At 69.0% G+C, this 16,397-nt stretch carries 12 protein-coding genes; 2 read left to right on the top strand and 10 right to left on the bottom strand.

Annotation, left to right across the window (positions count from 1 at the left end):
* Nucleotides 1-212 precede the first annotated feature (212 nt).
* Nucleotides 213-620, bottom strand: coding sequence for a hypothetical protein (locus OG876_RS26455; RefSeq protein ID WP_328519336.1), 408 nt, complete (start codon nucleotides 618-620; stop codon nucleotides 213-215).
* A gap of 102 nt (nucleotides 621-722) precedes the next feature.
* Here OG876_RS26455 and OG876_RS26450 point away from each other — a divergent pair, with 102 nt between their 5' ends.
* The gene (locus OG876_RS26450) at nucleotides 723-1,217 is read left to right on the top strand and encodes a hypothetical protein (RefSeq protein WP_328519335.1); all 495 of its coding nucleotides are present in this window, start codon (nucleotides 723-725) and stop codon (nucleotides 1,215-1,217) included.
* A gap of 62 nt (nucleotides 1,218-1,279) precedes the next feature.
* Here the strand turns inward: OG876_RS26450 and OG876_RS26445 are convergent, their stop codons facing one another.
* On the bottom strand, nucleotides 1,280-2,371 hold the full coding sequence (locus tag OG876_RS26445) for a branched-chain amino acid aminotransferase (protein WP_328519334.1): 1,092 nt from the start codon (nucleotides 2,369-2,371) through the stop codon (nucleotides 1,280-1,282).
* Nucleotides 2,372-2,417: 46 nt separating this feature from the next.
* Nucleotides 2,418-3,467 carry a 3-isopropylmalate dehydrogenase gene (locus OG876_RS26440; RefSeq protein ID WP_328519333.1) on the bottom strand — a complete coding sequence of 350 codons (1,050 nt, stop codon included), beginning with the start codon at nucleotides 3,465-3,467 and terminating at the stop codon, nucleotides 2,418-2,420.
* Nucleotides 3,468-3,775: 308 nt separating this feature from the next.
* Here OG876_RS26440 and OG876_RS26435 point away from each other — a divergent pair, with 308 nt between their 5' ends.
* On the top strand, nucleotides 3,776-4,342 hold the full coding sequence (locus tag OG876_RS26435) for an O-methyltransferase (RefSeq protein ID WP_328519332.1): 567 nt from the start codon (nucleotides 3,776-3,778) through the stop codon (nucleotides 4,340-4,342).
* A 98-nt stretch (nucleotides 4,343-4,440) separates the two neighbouring features.
* Here the strand turns inward: OG876_RS26435 and serA are convergent, their stop codons facing one another.
* From serA to OG876_RS26400, 7 genes are all read right to left on the bottom strand, one after another.
* Nucleotides 4,441-6,039 (bottom strand): phosphoglycerate dehydrogenase, encoded by a 1,599-nt coding sequence (gene serA / locus OG876_RS26430; RefSeq protein ID WP_328519331.1) that lies wholly within the window; start codon nucleotides 6,037-6,039, stop codon nucleotides 4,441-4,443.
* A gap of 119 nt (nucleotides 6,040-6,158) precedes the next feature.
* Nucleotides 6,159-7,394 carry a trypsin-like peptidase domain-containing protein gene (locus OG876_RS26425; RefSeq protein ID WP_328519330.1) on the bottom strand — a complete coding sequence of 412 codons (1,236 nt, stop codon included), beginning with the start codon at nucleotides 7,392-7,394 and terminating at the stop codon, nucleotides 6,159-6,161.
* Between the two features lie 103 nt (nucleotides 7,395-7,497).
* Complete coding sequence (gene ilvC, locus OG876_RS26420) at nucleotides 7,498-8,517, bottom strand: ketol-acid reductoisomerase (protein ID WP_328526960.1); 1,020 nt, start codon at nucleotides 8,515-8,517, stop codon at nucleotides 7,498-7,500.
* 51 nt (nucleotides 8,518-8,568) lie between these two features.
* Complete coding sequence (gene ilvN, locus OG876_RS26415; RefSeq protein ID WP_442914025.1) at nucleotides 8,569-9,207, bottom strand: acetolactate synthase small subunit; 639 nt, start codon at nucleotides 9,205-9,207, stop codon at nucleotides 8,569-8,571.
* Entirely contained in the window at nucleotides 9,207-10,955 is a 1,749-nt protein-coding gene (locus tag OG876_RS26410) for an acetolactate synthase large subunit (protein WP_328519329.1), read from the bottom strand. The genes ilvN and OG876_RS26410 overlap by 1 nt, the downstream gene beginning before the upstream one ends.
* A gap of 281 nt (nucleotides 10,956-11,236) precedes the next feature.
* Entirely contained in the window at nucleotides 11,237-12,904 is a 1,668-nt protein-coding gene (gene ilvD / locus OG876_RS26405; protein ID WP_328519328.1) for a dihydroxy-acid dehydratase, read from the bottom strand.
* An 18-nt stretch (nucleotides 12,905-12,922) separates the two neighbouring features.
* A complete protein-coding gene (locus OG876_RS26400; RefSeq protein ID WP_328519327.1) occupies nucleotides 12,923-16,318 on the bottom strand; it encodes a S8 family peptidase in 3,396 nt (1,131 codons plus the stop codon).
* Nucleotides 16,319-16,397: the final 79 nt, after the last annotated feature.

Below are 16,397 nucleotides of genomic sequence, written 5' to 3'. Positions count from 1 at the left end.
AACTGTGACGTCGGGGGCAAACAAAAAACCTCCCGCAAGGTGCGAGAGGTCTGCGCGCTCAGGTACTGCTTGCTGAGCGCGCCTAGGAAATAATGACCTGGTAGTTCTTCATGACATTTAGCAGTCTGCCACACAATGTCCAGGCGATGGCGAGCGCGTCTCGCATCACGAACATTCAGTACGCGAACCAGTACTACCGCGTACGGCGGAGTTCAGGCCGTCAGCGTGGTCAGGGACCAGCCCGGGTCGTCCCAGGCGGTGTAGAAGTCCTCGCGGGACAGGGGCCGCAGGCCCCATTCGTCGCGGTCCAGGGCCTGGTCGGTGAGCATGCCCTGGTCGTCCTCGAGCCGCTGCCACCAGTACCGCGTGACGTCGCCGTCCTCCCCCACGCCGAGCTGGCGGACCACGACCCACTCCCGCTCGTGCCAGACCGCCTCGTACAGCCAGTCGGTGCCGTGGTCGTCGGCGATCGCGCCGTACGTCCGCGGGGCGGTGCCGCGGTCGAGATCCCGGATCAGCTCGACGGTGGCGCGGATCGCGGTGACCGTCTCCGGCGACCATGAGCGCCGCTCGGCGAGCTCCGCGTAGTAGGCCTCGACGTCGTCGGGGAAGCTGCTCATGATCCCCGACCCTATCGAACCCGGCCGGTGGACAGCGACCGTCCGTCTGCACCCCAGACCTGAGAAGATGCTGTGAAACAGTCGCTTGAGAGAGGACCGTCAGTGCCCGAGCAGGACGACCGCGATGCCATCGAGATCCTCAAGGCACCGCTCTCTCGCGCCGCGGACCGAGACCAGCTCAAAGAACTCGAGTTCCGGCTGATGGGGTTCGCGACCGGGCTGGCGCTGCTTGTCGTGCTCGCGCCGACGTGGTTCGTCCGGGATCGCGGGACCAGCAGGATCATCGACGTGTACGGCGGGACCAGTCTGTTCGGGTTGGCACCGGAGAAGGACGCACCGCTCGGCCCGCTCGGGGTCGTCCTGTTGCTGGGATACCTCGTGCTCGCGTTGTCGTTGCTGCTGGCGCCGGCGGAGTCGACGTACGTGCTGGTGGCCGGGATTGCCGGGCTGGTGATCACCTTGGTCATCGTCCTCACCGGTAAGGCGCTGTCGGACTTCGCCGACCTGCACTGGACCGGAGCGCCGTTCGTTGCCCTAGGCATCTGGCTGCTGGCGGTCTTCGTCAGCGTGGCCGCCCGCTCCGCCACCCGCTTCTGATCACAGCACAACGTCCGAAGAACTGTGGGTCACAGGCCACGGTTCTTCGGACGTATGCGGAATCAGCAGACGCGGGTCATCCAGCCGTGCGGGTCCGCCGCGCGACCGTACTGGACGTCGAGGAGCGCGTTGCGGACGGCCGCGGTGACCGGGCCGCCGTTGCCGTCGCCGACCTGGACGTCGCCGTCCTTCCACTTCAGCGAGGCGACCGGGGTGACCACCGCGGCGGTGCCGCAGGCGAACACCTCGCGGACCTTGCCGGAGGCCGCGCCATCGCGCCACTCGTCGATCGAGATCTTCCGCTCGGTCACGGTGTAGCCGAGGTCGGTGACCAGCTTGAGGATCGAGTCCCGGGTGACGCCCTCGAGGATGGTGCCGGACAGCTCCGGCGTGACCACGGAGTTGTCGTCGAGGACGAAGTACAGGTTCATCCCGCCGAGCTCCTCGACCCACTTCTTCTCGACCGCGTCGAGGAAGGCGACCTGGTCGCAGCCCTGCTCGATCGCCTCGGCCTGGGCCAGCAGCGAGGAGGCGTAGTTACCGCCGGTCTTCGCCGCGCCGGTGCCACCGGGGGCGGCCCGGGTGTACTCCTCGCTCAGCCAGATCCGGACCGGCTTGACGCCGCCGGAGAAGTACGAGCCGGCCGGCGACGCGATCACGCAGTACGTGACCTGCGCGGACGGGCGGACACCGAGGAACGGGTCGGACCCGAACATGAACGGCCGCAGGTAGAGCGATGTCTCGCCACCGGCGGGCACCCAGGCCTTGTCCAGCTCGACCAGCTTGTTCAGCGAGTCCAGGAAGGCTGCCTCGGGCAGCTCCGGCAGCGCGAGCCGGTGCGCGGACCGCGCGAACCGGGCCGCGTTGGCCTCGGGCCGGAACATGTGGATCGAGTCGTCGGGATGCCGGTAGGCCTTCATCCCTTCGAAGATGGTCTGGGCGTAGTGGAACACCGCGGTGGCCGGAGACAGCTCCAGCGGTCCGAAGGCGGTGATCCTCGCGTCGTGCCAGCCGCTCTCCTTGGACCAGGTGGCGATCGCCATGTGGTCGGAGAAGTACTGCCCGAATCCCGGGTTCGCCAGGATCGTGGCGCGCTGGTCGTCGCTGGCCGCTTGGGTGGTTGGCTCAACGGTGAACTGCAGATCGGCGCTCATAGCCGCACCGTACCTCTTGGCCAAGTGGTCATGCGAGTGTCGCCTCTCAGCCCGCAGCGCGCTTGGCGATCGCGTCACCGATCTCGGCGGTGGTCCGGATCGCGCCGGTGCGCTCCTCGATATCGGCGGTGACGGCCGCCTCGATCGCGGTGGCCGCCTCGGTCAGACCGAGGTGCTCGCACAACAGCGCGGCGGACAGGATCGCCGCGGTCGGGTCGGCCTTCTGCTGGCCGGCGATGTCCGGCGCGGAGCCGTGCACCGGCTCGAACATGCTCGGCGCGGTCCGGTCCGGGTTGATGTTGCCGCTCGCGGCCAGCCCGATGCCGCCGCTGATCGCGGCCGCCAGGTCGGTGATGATGTCGCCGAACAGGTTGTCGGTGACGATCACGTCGAACCGGGCCGGGTCGGTGACCAGGAAGATGGTCGCCGCGTCCACGTGCAGGTAGTCGACGGCGATCTCCGGGAACTCCTCGGCGACCTTGTCGAAGGTCCGCTTCCAGAGGTGGCCGGCGTGCACGAGCACGTTGTTCTTGTGCACGAGCGTGAGCTTCTTGCGCGGCCGCGCCTGGGCCCGGGCGAACGCGTCCCGCACCACCCGCTCCACGCCGTACGCCGTGTTGACCGACACCTCGGTGGCGATCTCGGCCGGCGTCCCGACCCGCAGTGCGCCGCCGTTGCCGACGTACGGACCCTCGGTGCCCTCGCGGACGACGACGAAGTCGACGTCGCCCGGGTTCGCCAGCGGGGAGCCGACGGACGGGTAGACCTTCGAGGGGCGCAGGTTCACGTAGTGGTCGAGGGTGAACCGGAGCTTGAGCAGCAGGCCGCGCTCGAGCACGCCGGACGGCACGCTCGGGTCGCCGACCGCGCCGAGCAGGATCGCGTCGTGCTTGCGGATCTCCTCCAGCTCGGCGTCCGGCAGCGTCTCACCGGTGGCGTGCCAACGCTTCGCGCCGAGGTCGTACTCGGTCCGGTCGAACGTCACGCCGTGCTGTACGGCGACCGCGTCGAGCACCTTGAGCGCCTCGGTGGTCACCTCGGGTCCGATCCCGTCCCCGGGAACGACGGCCAGCGTGAAGTTCTTCTTGTCGCTCACTTCTTGGGTTCTCCCCCATTGTCACGGCGGTTCATGGCCTCTTGGACAGCTCTGGCGTCGGACGCGGTCTCACTCGCCGGGCGGGCCGGACGGCGACGGCGCGCCGCCTTCCGTTCCCGGGCATCGATCGCGGGCCAGTTGGCTGGGTACATGTCGTACATGCTGCTCCTCCCGAAACAGGACGCGGGCGGCAGGGCGGGTCCGAATTTACTCTGGCGTACGACTATTTCGCCACTATGCGGGCAGGTCGTCCCGCTATGTGAGATCCCGGTGCTGGTACTGGACCAGAGCTGTGCAACTCTCAACCGGTGAGTGCTCCTCCAGAACTGCCGCCGCTGGTTTCAGCGGCCCTCAGCCTGTCCGGCCGGCGGGGATTCGTCAGCTCCACGCGGAACGAGACCGGTCGCCTGCTCGCGTCGCTCGCGGCGTCGAAGACGGGCCTGCTCGGTGAGCTCGGGACCGGCTGCGGCGTCGGTTCGGCCTGGCTGCGCAGCGGCGCCGGCGAGGGCACCCGGATCGTCACCGCGGAGAGCGATCCGCAACTGGCGCAGGTGGTGGCGGAGCTGTTCGCCGCGGACGAGCGGATCGAGGTCGTCTCGGCGGACTGGACCGCGCTGATCGAGCGCGGCCCGTTCGCCCTGCTGTTCGTGGACGCCCGCGAGGCGAAGCTCTCGGCCCGCGACATCATCGCGGACGTGGTCGAGCCCGGCGGCTTCGTCGTCCTCGACGACTTCACGCCGTCGGCGGTCTGGCCGCCGATGTACGAGGGCCGGGTCGACACGCTCCGGCAGGAATGGCTGATGGACAAGCGCTTCACCACCGTCGAGGTGATGGTCGCGCCGGACGCCGCCGTACTCCTCGCCACCCGGCACTGACCATGAAGCGGGCCCGAGCTATGGAGCCCGGGCCCTTGTCAGCCGCCATGCGCCTGCGGGCGGCTGACCGCTTCCAGTAAATCAGTCGTTCGTCTGAATCAGGCTTCCAGGTCCACTGTACGGGCGGTGTCGGCCTGGACCGCGGTCGCGATGTCGTCCAGGACGGCCGGTGCGATGGCCGAGTCGACCGACAGCGCGACCAGCGCCTTGCCGCCCTTGCGGTCGCGGCTGACCTGCATGCCGGCGATGTTCACGTCTGCCTCGCCGAGGATGCGGCCGATCTGCCCGACGATGCCCGGCCGGTCCTCGTAGGTGAGGAAGGCGAGGTGGGCCGACAGCTCAACCTCGAGGTCGAAGCCGTCGATCTCGACCAGCCGCTCCGACTGCCGGACGCCGACCAGCGTGCCGGAGACCGACACCTGGGCGCCGTCGGCGAGCGTGCCGCGCAGGGTGATCAGGTTGCGGTGCTCGGGGCTGTCGTGGTCGGTGACGAGCCGGACCTCGAGACCCCGCTCGGCCGCGAGCAGCGGCGCGTTCACGTACGAGACGTTGTCCTCGACAACATCCGCGAAGACACCCTTGAGTGCGGCGAGTTCCAGGACCTTGACGTCGTACTGCGTGATCTCGCCGCGGACCTCGACGTCGAGCTGCTGCGCGACGCCGCCGGCCAGCGCAGTGAAGATGCGGCCGAGCTTCTCGGTCAGCGCGATCCCCGGCCGGACGTCCTCGGCGATCACGCCGCCCTGGACGTTCACCGCGTCCGGCACCAGTTCGCCGGACAGCGCGAGCCGGACCGACTTGGCGACCGCGATGCCGGCCTTCTCCTGCGCCTCGTCGGTGGACGCGCCGAGGTGCGGGGTGGCGACCACGTTCTCGAACTCGAACAGCGGCGAGTCGGTGCACGGCTCGGACGCGAACACGTCCAGGCCGGCGGCGGCCACGCGGCCTTCCTTCAGAGCACTGTGGAGCGCCTGCTCGTCGACGATGCCGCCGCGGGCCGCGTTCACGATGATGACCTCGGGCTTGACCTTGTGCAGTTCCTCGTCGCCGATCAGGCCGATCGTCTCCGGGGTCTTCGGCAGGTGCACCGAGATGAAGTCGCTGACGCTCAGCAGCTCGTCGAGGGAGGCGAGCCGGACCCCCATCTGCGCGGCGCGGCCGGCCTGCACGTACGGGTCGTAGGCGATCACGTTCATGCCGAAGGCGGCCAGCCGCTGCGCGACCAGGACGCCGATCTTGCCGAGGCCGACGATGCCGACGGTCTTCTCGAACAGCTCGACGCCGGAGTACTTGCTGCGCTTCCACTCGCCGTTCTTCAGCGACTGGTCGGCGGCCGGGACGCGGCGCGCGGCGGCCAGCAGCAGGGCGACCGCGAGCTCGGCGGCGCTGACGATGTTGGAGGTCGGCGCGTTCACGACCATCACGCCGGCCTGGGTGGCGGCCTTCACGTCCACGTTGTCCAGGCCGACACCGGCCCGGGCGACGACCTTCAGGCGCTTGGCCGCGGCCAGCGCCTCGGCGTCCACCTTGGTGGCACTGCGGATCAGGATGGCGTCGACGTCGGCGATGGCCGGGAGCAGCTGGGCGCGGTCCGCGCCGTTGATCTGCCGGATCTCGAAGTCGGGGCCGAGCGCCTCGACGGTGGCCGGGCTCAGCTCTTCGGCAATCAGGACGACGGGCCGGGTTACGTCAGTCATGGAGGAATCTCACTCCTGGAAGCGGTAGGGGCTCGTGAATCTTCTGAGCACCGCGCTGTGCCCGCTGAGTTGATGGTACCGCGTCCGTTCCAGCGCTCGCGCGGTGACCCGCATCGCGGTCACTCGGATTCGCAGGCCTGCGAATCGGACATTGCGACAGCTCTGTCGATCACAAGCTTGCCACCCTGCCGGACCAACTCGTAGCGGTAGTCCAGCCGGTTGCAGGTCTGGCCCGACGCCCCTGTGGCGATCGGCGAGAACAGCACGTTGAGCGATACTCGCGCGAACGCCCCGTTCTTCGCAGACCGGTTCACCTCGGTGACCTTGGCACCGAAGAAGTACGACGTCTGGTGGCCCTGGCGGTCGTGGGTGACGGTCAGCGACCTGGCCAGCCGCTTGGAGTACAGCGCCTGCACCGTCTCGAAATCGTGTCGGTTCTCCAGCGTCAGGAACCTGCCGAGCAGCCGCTGGACCTCCAGGGACAACGGGGTGCGCGCGACCTGCAGTTCCGGCACGATCGCACTCTGCGGGCCGCGGGAACGGGCGCACGTGCCGAGCGTTGCCGTGATCCCCGTCGAGCCGGGCGCGACGTACCCGCGGAGCTTGTCCGCGCCGACGATGGCGCTCTCCGGGACCGTGTTGCCGACGACCACGCCGACGACACGGCCGGAACTGTCGACCAACGGACCGCCGAGTTTGGTCGCGTTCATGACCGAGCTCAGCGGAGTCGGCGCATCGGTCGTGCCGATCGGCTGGGTCGTTTGTTTGCCGGAGGCGGTATACCCGATCAGCACCCGGCCCGCCTTTGGATCGAGATCCCCGTCGGCCAGCGGCAGCGGGGTCGTGTCGAGCGACCCGACCAGCTTCATGACCGCGACCCCGTCCGCGCTGTTGCCGAGCAGATTGGCCCGCCGGATCTTGTTGTCGGGTGTGACGATCACGATCGACAGCGGCTGCCTGATCGCGGAGGTCGCGGTGAGGATCACTCCCTCGTCGAGCAAGACGCCGGTCGCCTCGCCGGTGCCTGCGCAGGTCGTGGCGAGCACCCGGACCACGGCCTGGCCGGCCGCCTTCATGACCTCCGGGCCGACTGTGTCCGTGACCTCCGGACCGGCCGCGTCAATGACCTTCGGTGTCGTGGCATCTACGCTTTGTGACCGGATCCACCATCCGGTGGCCACGCCGCCCGCGACGATGATCAGCAGCACGATGAAACCGGCCAGAATCCGGCCGAACAGCCAGGGCTGTCGCGGTGGCGGCTGCGGGCCATGCGGCGTAGTGCTCTCGAGTTGGGTGAACGAGCCGGCGCCCGCGGGGATCCGCCGGGGCGGCCGCGGCAGCTCGCGCCCCTCCATCGGTTCCCCCCATCTTCAGCACAACCCAGAACTGTCACTGATTGTGCCAAAAGTACAGGTCCGGGCCACCCACCTGGGTGCCCCGGACCTGTGCTGTTTCGGGTCAGCGGGCCGCGCTGCCCTCGACGTAGTCGTCGTCGTGCGACTTGACCCACGCCATCAGGCCGCGCAGATCCTTACCCACGGCCTCGATCGGGTGCTCCTGGCTCTTCTTGCGGAACTCGGCGAACTCCGGCGCGCCGGCGTCCTGGTCGGCGATGAAGCGGGCCGCGAAGGTGCCGTCGGTGATGTCACCGAGGACCTCCTTCATCCGCTGCTTCACCGACGCGTCGATGATCCGCGGGCCGGACACGTAGTCGCCGTACTCGGCGGTGTCGGAGACGGACCAGCGCTGCTTGGCGATGCCGCCTTCGTAGATCAGGTCGACGATCAGCTTGAGCTCGTGCAGGCACTCGAAGTACGCGACCTCGGGCTGGTAACCGGCCTCGGTGAGCACCTCGAAGCCGGACTGGATCAGCGCCGACACGCCACCGCAGAGGACGGCCTGCTCACCGAACAGGTCGGTCTCGGTCTCCTCGGTGAAGGTGGTCTTGATGCCGCCGGCCCGCAGACCGCCGATGCCCTTGGCGTACGAGAGCGCCAGGTCCCATGCCTTGCCGGTGGCGTCCTGCTCGACCGCTACCAGCACCGGTACGCCGCGACCCTCGGTGTACTCGCGGCGGACCAGGTGGCCCGGGCCCTTCGGGGCGACCATGAACACGTCCACGCCGGCCGGCGGCTTGATGTAGCCGAACCGGATGTTGAAGCCGTGACCGAAGACGAGCGCGTCGCCGTCGACCAGGTTCGGCTCGATGGCCTCCGCGTAGAGCTTGCGCTGGGCCGGGTCCGGCGCGAGTACGACGATGACGTCGGACTCCTCGACCGCCTCGGCCGGGGTGAGCACCCGCAGGCCCTGCGCCTCGGCCTTGGCCCGGCTCTTCGAGCCCTCGGGCAGGCCGACCCGGACGTCGACGCCGGAGTCGCGCAGGGACAGCGCGTGGGCGTGGCCCTGGGAGCCGTAGCCGAGCACGGCCACGTGGCGGCCCTGGATCACCGACAGGTCGGCGTTGTCGTCGTAGAACATTTCAGCTGCCACTTCGGGCTCTTCTCCTCTGTAGTGAATGGGGTACGGCGTTCAGGCCTGACGCGCCGGGGCCACGGGGCGCCCCGGCGGAGGCGCGGGGACCGGGTGGTGTGCTGCTCGGTCGACGGGTTGCGCCTGCACGTTCGGGGTGCCGGAGGCGACGTGCGGCGGCGGCATCGGGACCGGCCGCAGCGTGCGGTCGGAGATGGAGCGACTGCCCCGGCCGATCGCCACCATGCCGGACTGCACCAGCTCGCGGACGCCGAAGGGTTCCAGCACCCGGAGCATGGCCTCGAGTTTCTCGGGATTGCCGGTCGCCTCGATCGTGATCGCGTCCGGAGCCACGTCCACCACCTTCGCACGGAACAGCTGGACGGTCTCCAGCACCTGTCCCCTGGTCAGGGTGTCCGCCTTGACCTTCACCAGCAGCAGTTCGCGCTGAACCGTCTGGCTGGGCTCGAGTTCGACGATCTTGATCACGTTCACCAGCTTGTTCAGCTGCTTGGTGATCTGCTCCAGCGGCTGCTCGTCCACGCTGACCGCGATGGTCATCCGGGACACCTCGGGGTGCTCGGTCGGACCGACCGCGAGGGAATCGATGTTGAACCCCCGGCGCGAGATCAGTGCCGCGACACGGGCCAGCACACCGTGCTTGTTCTCGACCAGGATCGACAGCGTGTGCTTGCTCATCAGAGTTCCTCGGTGTCCCACTTGGGCGCCATGTCGCGGGCGATCTGGATGTCGTCGTTGCTGGTGCCGGCCGCGACCATCGGCCAGACCATTGCGTCGCGGTGCACGACGAAGTCGACCACGACCGGCTGGTCCGTGACCGACATCGCCTTGTCGATGGTGGCGTCGACCGAGTCCTTGTCGGAGCACCGCAGCCCGACGCCGCCCATCGCCTCGGCCAGCTTGGCGAAGTCCGGGATCTGGGCCGAGTGCAGGTCGGTGTTGGAGTAGCGCTTGTCGTAGAACAGCGTCTGCCACTGCCGGACCATGCCCAGCGACTGGTTGTTGATCACGGCAACCTTGATCGGGATGCCCTCGAGCGCGCAGGTGACCAGCTCCTGGTTGGTCATCTGGAAGCACCCGTCGCCGTCGATCGCCCACACGGTCTTGTCCGGCCGGGCGACCTTCGCACCCATCGCGGCCGGGACGGCGTACCCCATGGTGCCGAGGCCGCCGGAGTTCAGCCAGTGCCGCGGCTTCTCGAACGGGAGGTAGTGCGCGGCCCACATCTGGTGCTGGCCGACGCCCGCGGTGTAGACGGCGTCCGGGCCGGCGATCTTCCCGATCCGCTCGATCACGTACTGCGGGGACAGGCTGCCGTCGTCGGGTTCGTCGTACGCGACCGGGTACTTGCCGCGGACCGCCTCCAGCTGGTGGCGCCAGGCGTCGTACGACGGGGTGCGGCCGGAGTTCGCGATCTCGGTGCGGAGCGCGGCGATCAGGTCGGTGATGACCTCCTTGCAGTCGCCCACGATCGGCACGTCGGCGGCGCGGTTCTTGCCGATCTCGGCCGGATCGATGTCGGCGTGGATGACCTTCGCCTCGGGCGCGAACGAGTCGAGCCGGCCGGTCACCCGGTCGTCGAAGCGGGCGCCCAGGCAGATGAGCAGATCGGACCGCTGGAGCGCACCGACCGCGGACACCGAGCCGTGCATCCCCGGCATGCCGAAGTGCAGCTCGTGGGTGTCGGGCAGCGCGCCGCGGGCCATCAGCGTGGTCACCACGGGAATGCCGAGCAGCTCCGCGAGCTCCTTCAGCTCGGCGTCGGCCTGGGCCCGGATCACGCCACCGCCGACGTACAGGACCGGCTTCTCGGCCGCGGCGATCAGGCGGGCCGCCTCGCGCACCTGCTTGGGGTGCGGGCGGGTCACCGGCCGGTAGCCGGGAAGCGACAGCTCGGTCGGCCACTGGAAGTCGACCCGCGCCTGCATCGCGTCCTTGGTCACGTCCACCAGCACCGGGCCGGGCCGGCCGGTGGAGGCGATGTAGAACGCCTCGGCCACCGTGGTGGCGATGTCGTTCGGGTCGTTGACCAGGAAGTTGTGCTTGGTGATCGGCATCGTGATGCCGCGGATGTCGGCCTCCTGGAAGGCGTCCGTCCCGATCGCGGCGCTGGCCACCTGACCGGTGATCGCGACCAGCGGGACGGAGTCCATGTACGCGTCGGCGATCGGCGTGACCAGGTTGGTCGCCCCGGGACCCGAGGTCGCCATGCACACACCGGTCTTGCCGGACGCGGCGGCGTACCCCTGCGCGGCGTGGCCGGCGCCCTGCTCGTGACGTACCAGGATGTGGCGGATCTGGGTCGAGTCGAGCATCGGGTCGTACGCCGGGAGGATCGCGCCACCCGGGATGCCGAAGACGGTGTCCACTCCGGCATGTTCCAGTGCGCGGATCAGAGCCTGTGCCCCGGTCAGCTGCTCACTCATGAGTGCCTTCCCTAAGTCCTGTCACGATTGGCTTGTCGCGACCGATCCATCCTCGCTCCTGGTTGTCGTCGCTGCTCATCTGGGTCGCAGATAGTCGCATCGGCAACAAAAAACCCCCTCCGCCGGGTGGGCTGAAGGGGGCGCGCTCGACTCTGTGGTCGCGTCAGTCGGCGCGCCGCACAAGTACGAGGAGAATCGATCGCATGTAGGCAACACTCGCCGACACACCGCGATCGGGTCAAGTTCGGCGCTCATGTGTCTCACTTATTGAGATGACCGTCTTAGATACAGACGGCTCCTTGGGACGCCGAGCCGACCAGGCGGGTGTACTTGCCGAGCACGCCCTTGGTGATGGACGGGGTCTTCGGGCTCCAGCCCTGCCTGCGGAGTTCGATGTTCTCGGGGGTGACGTGGAGGTCGAGGGTGCGGATCTTCACGTCGAGGGTGATCCGGTCGCCGTCCTGGACGAATGCGATCGGGCCGCCGTCGGCCGCTTCCGGGGCTACGTGCCCGACGCAGAGTCCCGTCGTACCGCCGGAGAAGCGGCCGTCGGTGAGGAGCAGGACGTCCTTGCCGAGGCCGGCGCCCTTGATCGCACCGGTGACGGCGAGCATCTCGCGCATACCGGGGCCGCCCTTCGGGCCCTCGTACCGGATCACGACGACGTCGCCGGGGTTCAGCTCGGCGACTGCATCCATGGCAGCCCGTTCACCGTCGAAGACTCGCGCCGTCCCTTCGAAGACGTCGGAGTCGAAGCCGGCGCTCTTCACCACCGCACCCTCCGGGGCGAGCGATCCGTGCAGGATCGTGATGCCGCCGGTGCCGTGGATCGGCTTGTCGAGCGCGCGGATGATCGTGCCGTCGACGTCGGGCGGCGCGATGTCGACGAGGTTCTCGGCCATGGTCTTGCCGGTGACCGTGAGGCAGTCGCCGTGCAGGAGGCCGGCGTCGAGCAGCGCGCGCATCACCACCGGGATGCCGCCGACGCGGTCAACGTCGGTCATCACGTAGCGACCGAACGGCTTCAGGTCTCCCAGATGTGGAACTCGGCTACCGACCCTGGCGAAGTCCTCCAGCGTCAGATCCACCTCTGCCTCGCGGGCGATCGCCAGCAGATGCAGGACTGCGTTCGTCGACCCGCCCAGCGCCATCACTACCGCGATCGCGTTCTCGAACGCTTCCCTGGTCAGGATCTGGCGTGCCGTGATCCCCTTCCGCAGCAGGCCTACCACCGCCTCGCCGGACTTGCGGGCGTAGCCGTCGCGGCGGCGATCGACGGCCGGCGGCGCGGCCGAACCGGGCAGCGACATGCCGAGGGCTTCGGCCGACGCGGCCATCGTGTTGGCGGTGTACATGCCACCGCAGGCGCCTTCACCGGGGCAGATCGCCCGCTCGACCGCGTCGACCTCGTCCTGGGTGATCAGGCCGCGCAGGCACGCGCCGACCGCCTCGAACGCGTCGATGATCGTGACGTCCTTGTCGCCGAGCCTGCCCGGCATGATCGAACCGGCGTACAGGAAGACCGCGGCCAGGTCGAGCCGGGCCGCGGCCATCAGCATGCCGGGCAGCGACTTGTCGCAGCCGGCCAGCAGGACCGACCCGTCCAGCCGCTCGGCCTCCATCACGGTCTCGACCGAGTCGGCGATGATCTCGCGGCTGACGAGTGAGTAGTGCATGCCGACGTGGCCCATCGAGATGCCGTCGGACACGCTGATCGTGCCGAACTCGAGCGGATAGCCGCCGGCCGCGTGCACACCCTCCTTGACCGCCTGCGCGAGCCGATCGAGGGACAGGTTGCACGGGGTGATCTCGTTCCAGCTCGAGGCGACCCCGATCTGCGGCTTCGCCCAGTCGTCGTCACCCATGCCGACGGCCCGGAGCATCCCGCGGGAGGCGGTTGCTTCCAGGCCGTCGGTCACTGTGCGGCTGCGTGGCTTCAGATCGACCATGCAGCTCACTCTATGGGCTCAGCGCACGGGCACCAGGTCCAGCACGGTCTGGTCCACGGAGTTGCCTGACCGGTCCGTCACCGCGGTCCGGACCGACAGCGTCTTGCCCGGCAGCAGCATCCACGGCGCGACTACGGTCTTGTAAGCGTCCCCGGTCCGCGCCAGCGGGGCCTGAGTCCAGTGCTCGCCGCGGTCGGAGGACAGCCACAGCTTCGCGGACTTCACGTCCACCCTGGCACCGGACTTGAAGCCGACGTTCAGATCGAAGGGCAGTGGGCGCCAGGCCGGTGCACTGCCGTCGAGCGCTACATCCGGGTTGTAGGCCGGCCGGATCATCGGCGGCTGCACCATGTCCGCCCCCGGATCAGTGGGCGAGGTCGCGGCGAACTCCCACGTGGTCTTCGCCTCCCCTGACGCCGGGACCTTGTCGGTCTTCCAGCTCTGTTCCACCCGCCAGCGTGCCGGGCCCGTGGGCACCTCGAAGATCTCGGTCAGACCCGGAACGTCGCCGACCAACTCGCCGTTGCGGTACAGCGCCAGCCGCAGTCCGCCCACCACGTTTTCGTCCAAAATGCCGACGTGGTTGGCATCGGCCAGCCCGATCTGCAGGCCGAACTCCCCGCTACTCAGGCTTGCACCGGTGATCTGCGGATGCAGCGCGGTGCCGAGCACCGCACCGACCTTCTCACCCCGCTGGTACGTCCGGGGCTCGTCGCACAAGGGAGACTTGCCGGTCGCGGGCACCTTGTCGCACTGCCACCAGGCGACTCCTGGACCGGCGGACAAGAGTTCGACCTGGCGTGAGGGCGTCGGCACAGACCGACGGCTCGCCCAGCCGATCCCGGTGAACGGGCTCTGCATGCCGCGGTCGACGAAACGGTCGTCGCCGCCCCAGGCGGCGCCGAAGCCGGTCTCGATCCGGGCCATGTCGCGGACGGCCTTGCGGTCGATCGGCTTCACCAACGGTGCGGTGAAACGGTTCGCGGCCTGGTAGACCTCGTACACGTCCGGAGTGTCGCTGTGGGTCTTCTTGGTCGGCTGCAACTGCCACCGGGTCACCGCTTCGGCGAATCCGGTCTCGGGAGCTGTCGTCGGCGTGACGTAGATCCGTCCGGCGGCGAGATCAGCTGCTGTCACCGGCAGAATGTCCGCCTGCCACTCGTCCTTGCCCTTGCCACGCGTGTAAGCGATCGCGCCCTCGGTGATCGTGGTCGGTTGGCCCTCGACTGCGGGAGCCGTCATCCGGATCGCCTTGCGAGCGTCCAGGGTGAACGAGGTGTCCCCGGTGACGGTGAGGTTCGACTCGATGGCGAACGTCGTTGTGTCACCCGTGGGCACGAAGCTGTAGGCCATGTACACGCCCGGCGTGATCCGGTTGGTCGCACGGCCCTGGTCGTCGAGGAACAACTGGTTGAAGTGGCCGTCACTGCTGTTGAACACGTTCACGTAGCCACCGGAGACCGGCTTGCCGTTGCGATCGAGCACCCGGACCGAGGCGTCGTACATCGGCGGCTCGTCATAGGCGTTCAGGGCCAGCCGCAGGCGCCGTTTCCCGGCGCTGTCGATGACGTCGAGCGCACCCTCCCAGATGTTGTCGACGATCGAGGTCCACTGCCCGACGACGTCGCTCAGACCAGTCGGGTCGAAGGTCACCGTGGCGGCGGCGGTCCCACCGGCCGGCACGGTCAGGGTGGCCGGTGACACGGTCACCGTGGACGCGGGTGCCTGCTTGTTCCAGATTGTCACCTCCTGGTCAGCGAACGTGAGCGTGACCGGCTCGGCGCTCGGGTTCGACAACGTGAGAGTGCGCTTCTGCGGGGAGTTGTCAGGGTGCCGGATCGGCCCGAAGTCGACCACACCGACGTTCGGCACCAGGCCGGTCGGGGATGTCGCGATGTCCAGGTTCACCTGTCCGCTGCCGTACCAACCCGTGAAGACACCGGTGCTCTCGGCAGCGCTGCTGCTCAGCCGCGCCTTCAGTTGCTGCCAGGTCAGCTCCGGGTGCTGCTGAAGCAGCAACGCAGCCGCCGCAGTCACCAGCGGCGTGGACCGGGAGGTGCCGAGGCCCATTGTGTACAGGTCGCCGTCGCGGGCACCGGCCCGGGCGCCCAGGATGCCGGTGCCGGGTGCGGCGATCTCCGGCTTCTGCCGCCAGGAGTACGTCGGGCCCATGCTGGTGAACCGGGCCCGGTTGCCGGCAGGGTCGAGCGCGCCCACTGTCAACGCGGAGGCAGCCGTACCCGGCGTCTCGACCGAGAACGGCGTGGCGTAGAGGAAGTCCCCGTCGTCGCCGGCCGCGACCACGAACAGGGCTCCGCTCTGCTCCGTCAGCCGGTCGACCGCGTCGGCCAGCAGGTCGTCACCCTGCATCGGGGCGCGGGCGCCGAGGCTGACGTTGACCAGGTCGGCGTGCTGACCGACGGCCCACTCCATCGCCGCGATCAGCCCGGACACGGTGCCCTCGCCGGCCGCGTTGAGGATCTTGCCGGAGATCAGTTCGGCTCCGGGTGCGATGCCCTTCCGGGCGCCGTCGGACCCGGCACCGTTGCCGGCCACCAGCGACGCGATCTGGGTACCGCGACCGAAGTCGTCCTGCGGGCCTTCGCCGGTGAAGTCCTCGCTGGCCGTCACCTTGCCCTCGAGTGCCGGGTGGCCGGTGTCGATGCCGGAGTCGAGGATCGCGACCTTCACGCCGTGACCGTCGAGGCCGCGGCGCCACGCGGTCGGCGCCTGCACCTGCTTCAGATATCCGTCCAGCGGTGCCGCTGCGGCCTTGGAACCGCTACTCGGCGGCGTCTTGCTCGTCGGTCCCGGGCGCCGCTCAGGCCCAGGGTCACCGTGCAGGGCTGTGTCCAGCCAGATCTTGGCCGGCCGAGGCGACCGGGCGGCCGTCAGGGCCGAACCGAACGCTGTCGCCCGGGACTTCTCGATCCGGCCGGCGGTCGCGCCGATGCTGGCCAGCGTGCGCGTCGAGGTGAAGCCGCCGCTCGCCATCGTCCGCGCGCCGGCGCTCTCCCGCACGATCACCGGCAGGTCTGCGCGGTGCGCGTCGTCGTACCCCATCTCGACGAGGCCGGTCACGTCGAACAGGGCAGGGTCGAGTACGGCGGGAACCAGGCTCGCCACGTCGTGCGGGATCACGCTGATCCGGCCGTGGTCGTTGCGTACGGCGTACCCGACCGCCGGCGCACCGTCGCGGGACTGGACGTCGACCTGTGGCTTCCCGTCCGGGCCGGGCCGCAGCGTGACGTGTTCGCCGGTCAGCAACGTCACTGTGGCGGGGCTCCCGAGTACGGGAGCCGGGGCGCCAACTATCGGTGCCGCGGTAGCGGTGACTGGAACAGTCAGCCCGGACAGCGCCAGCGCGCCGCTGGCCAGCAGCGCCGGTATCGGTAAAGATCGTGGAAACCCCACCGGGTACACCATCCTTGCTGTAGGCACCGATCAGGTGCGGATGTCTTGCCATAGGCACCGATCCGGTGCGTCGTGACCC

Source organism: Kribbella sp. NBC_00359 (genome assembly GCF_036097425.1).
GTDB lineage: Bacteria > Actinomycetota > Actinomycetes > Propionibacteriales > Kribbellaceae > Kribbella.
This window is presented reverse-complemented; position numbering and strand designations above follow the sequence as displayed.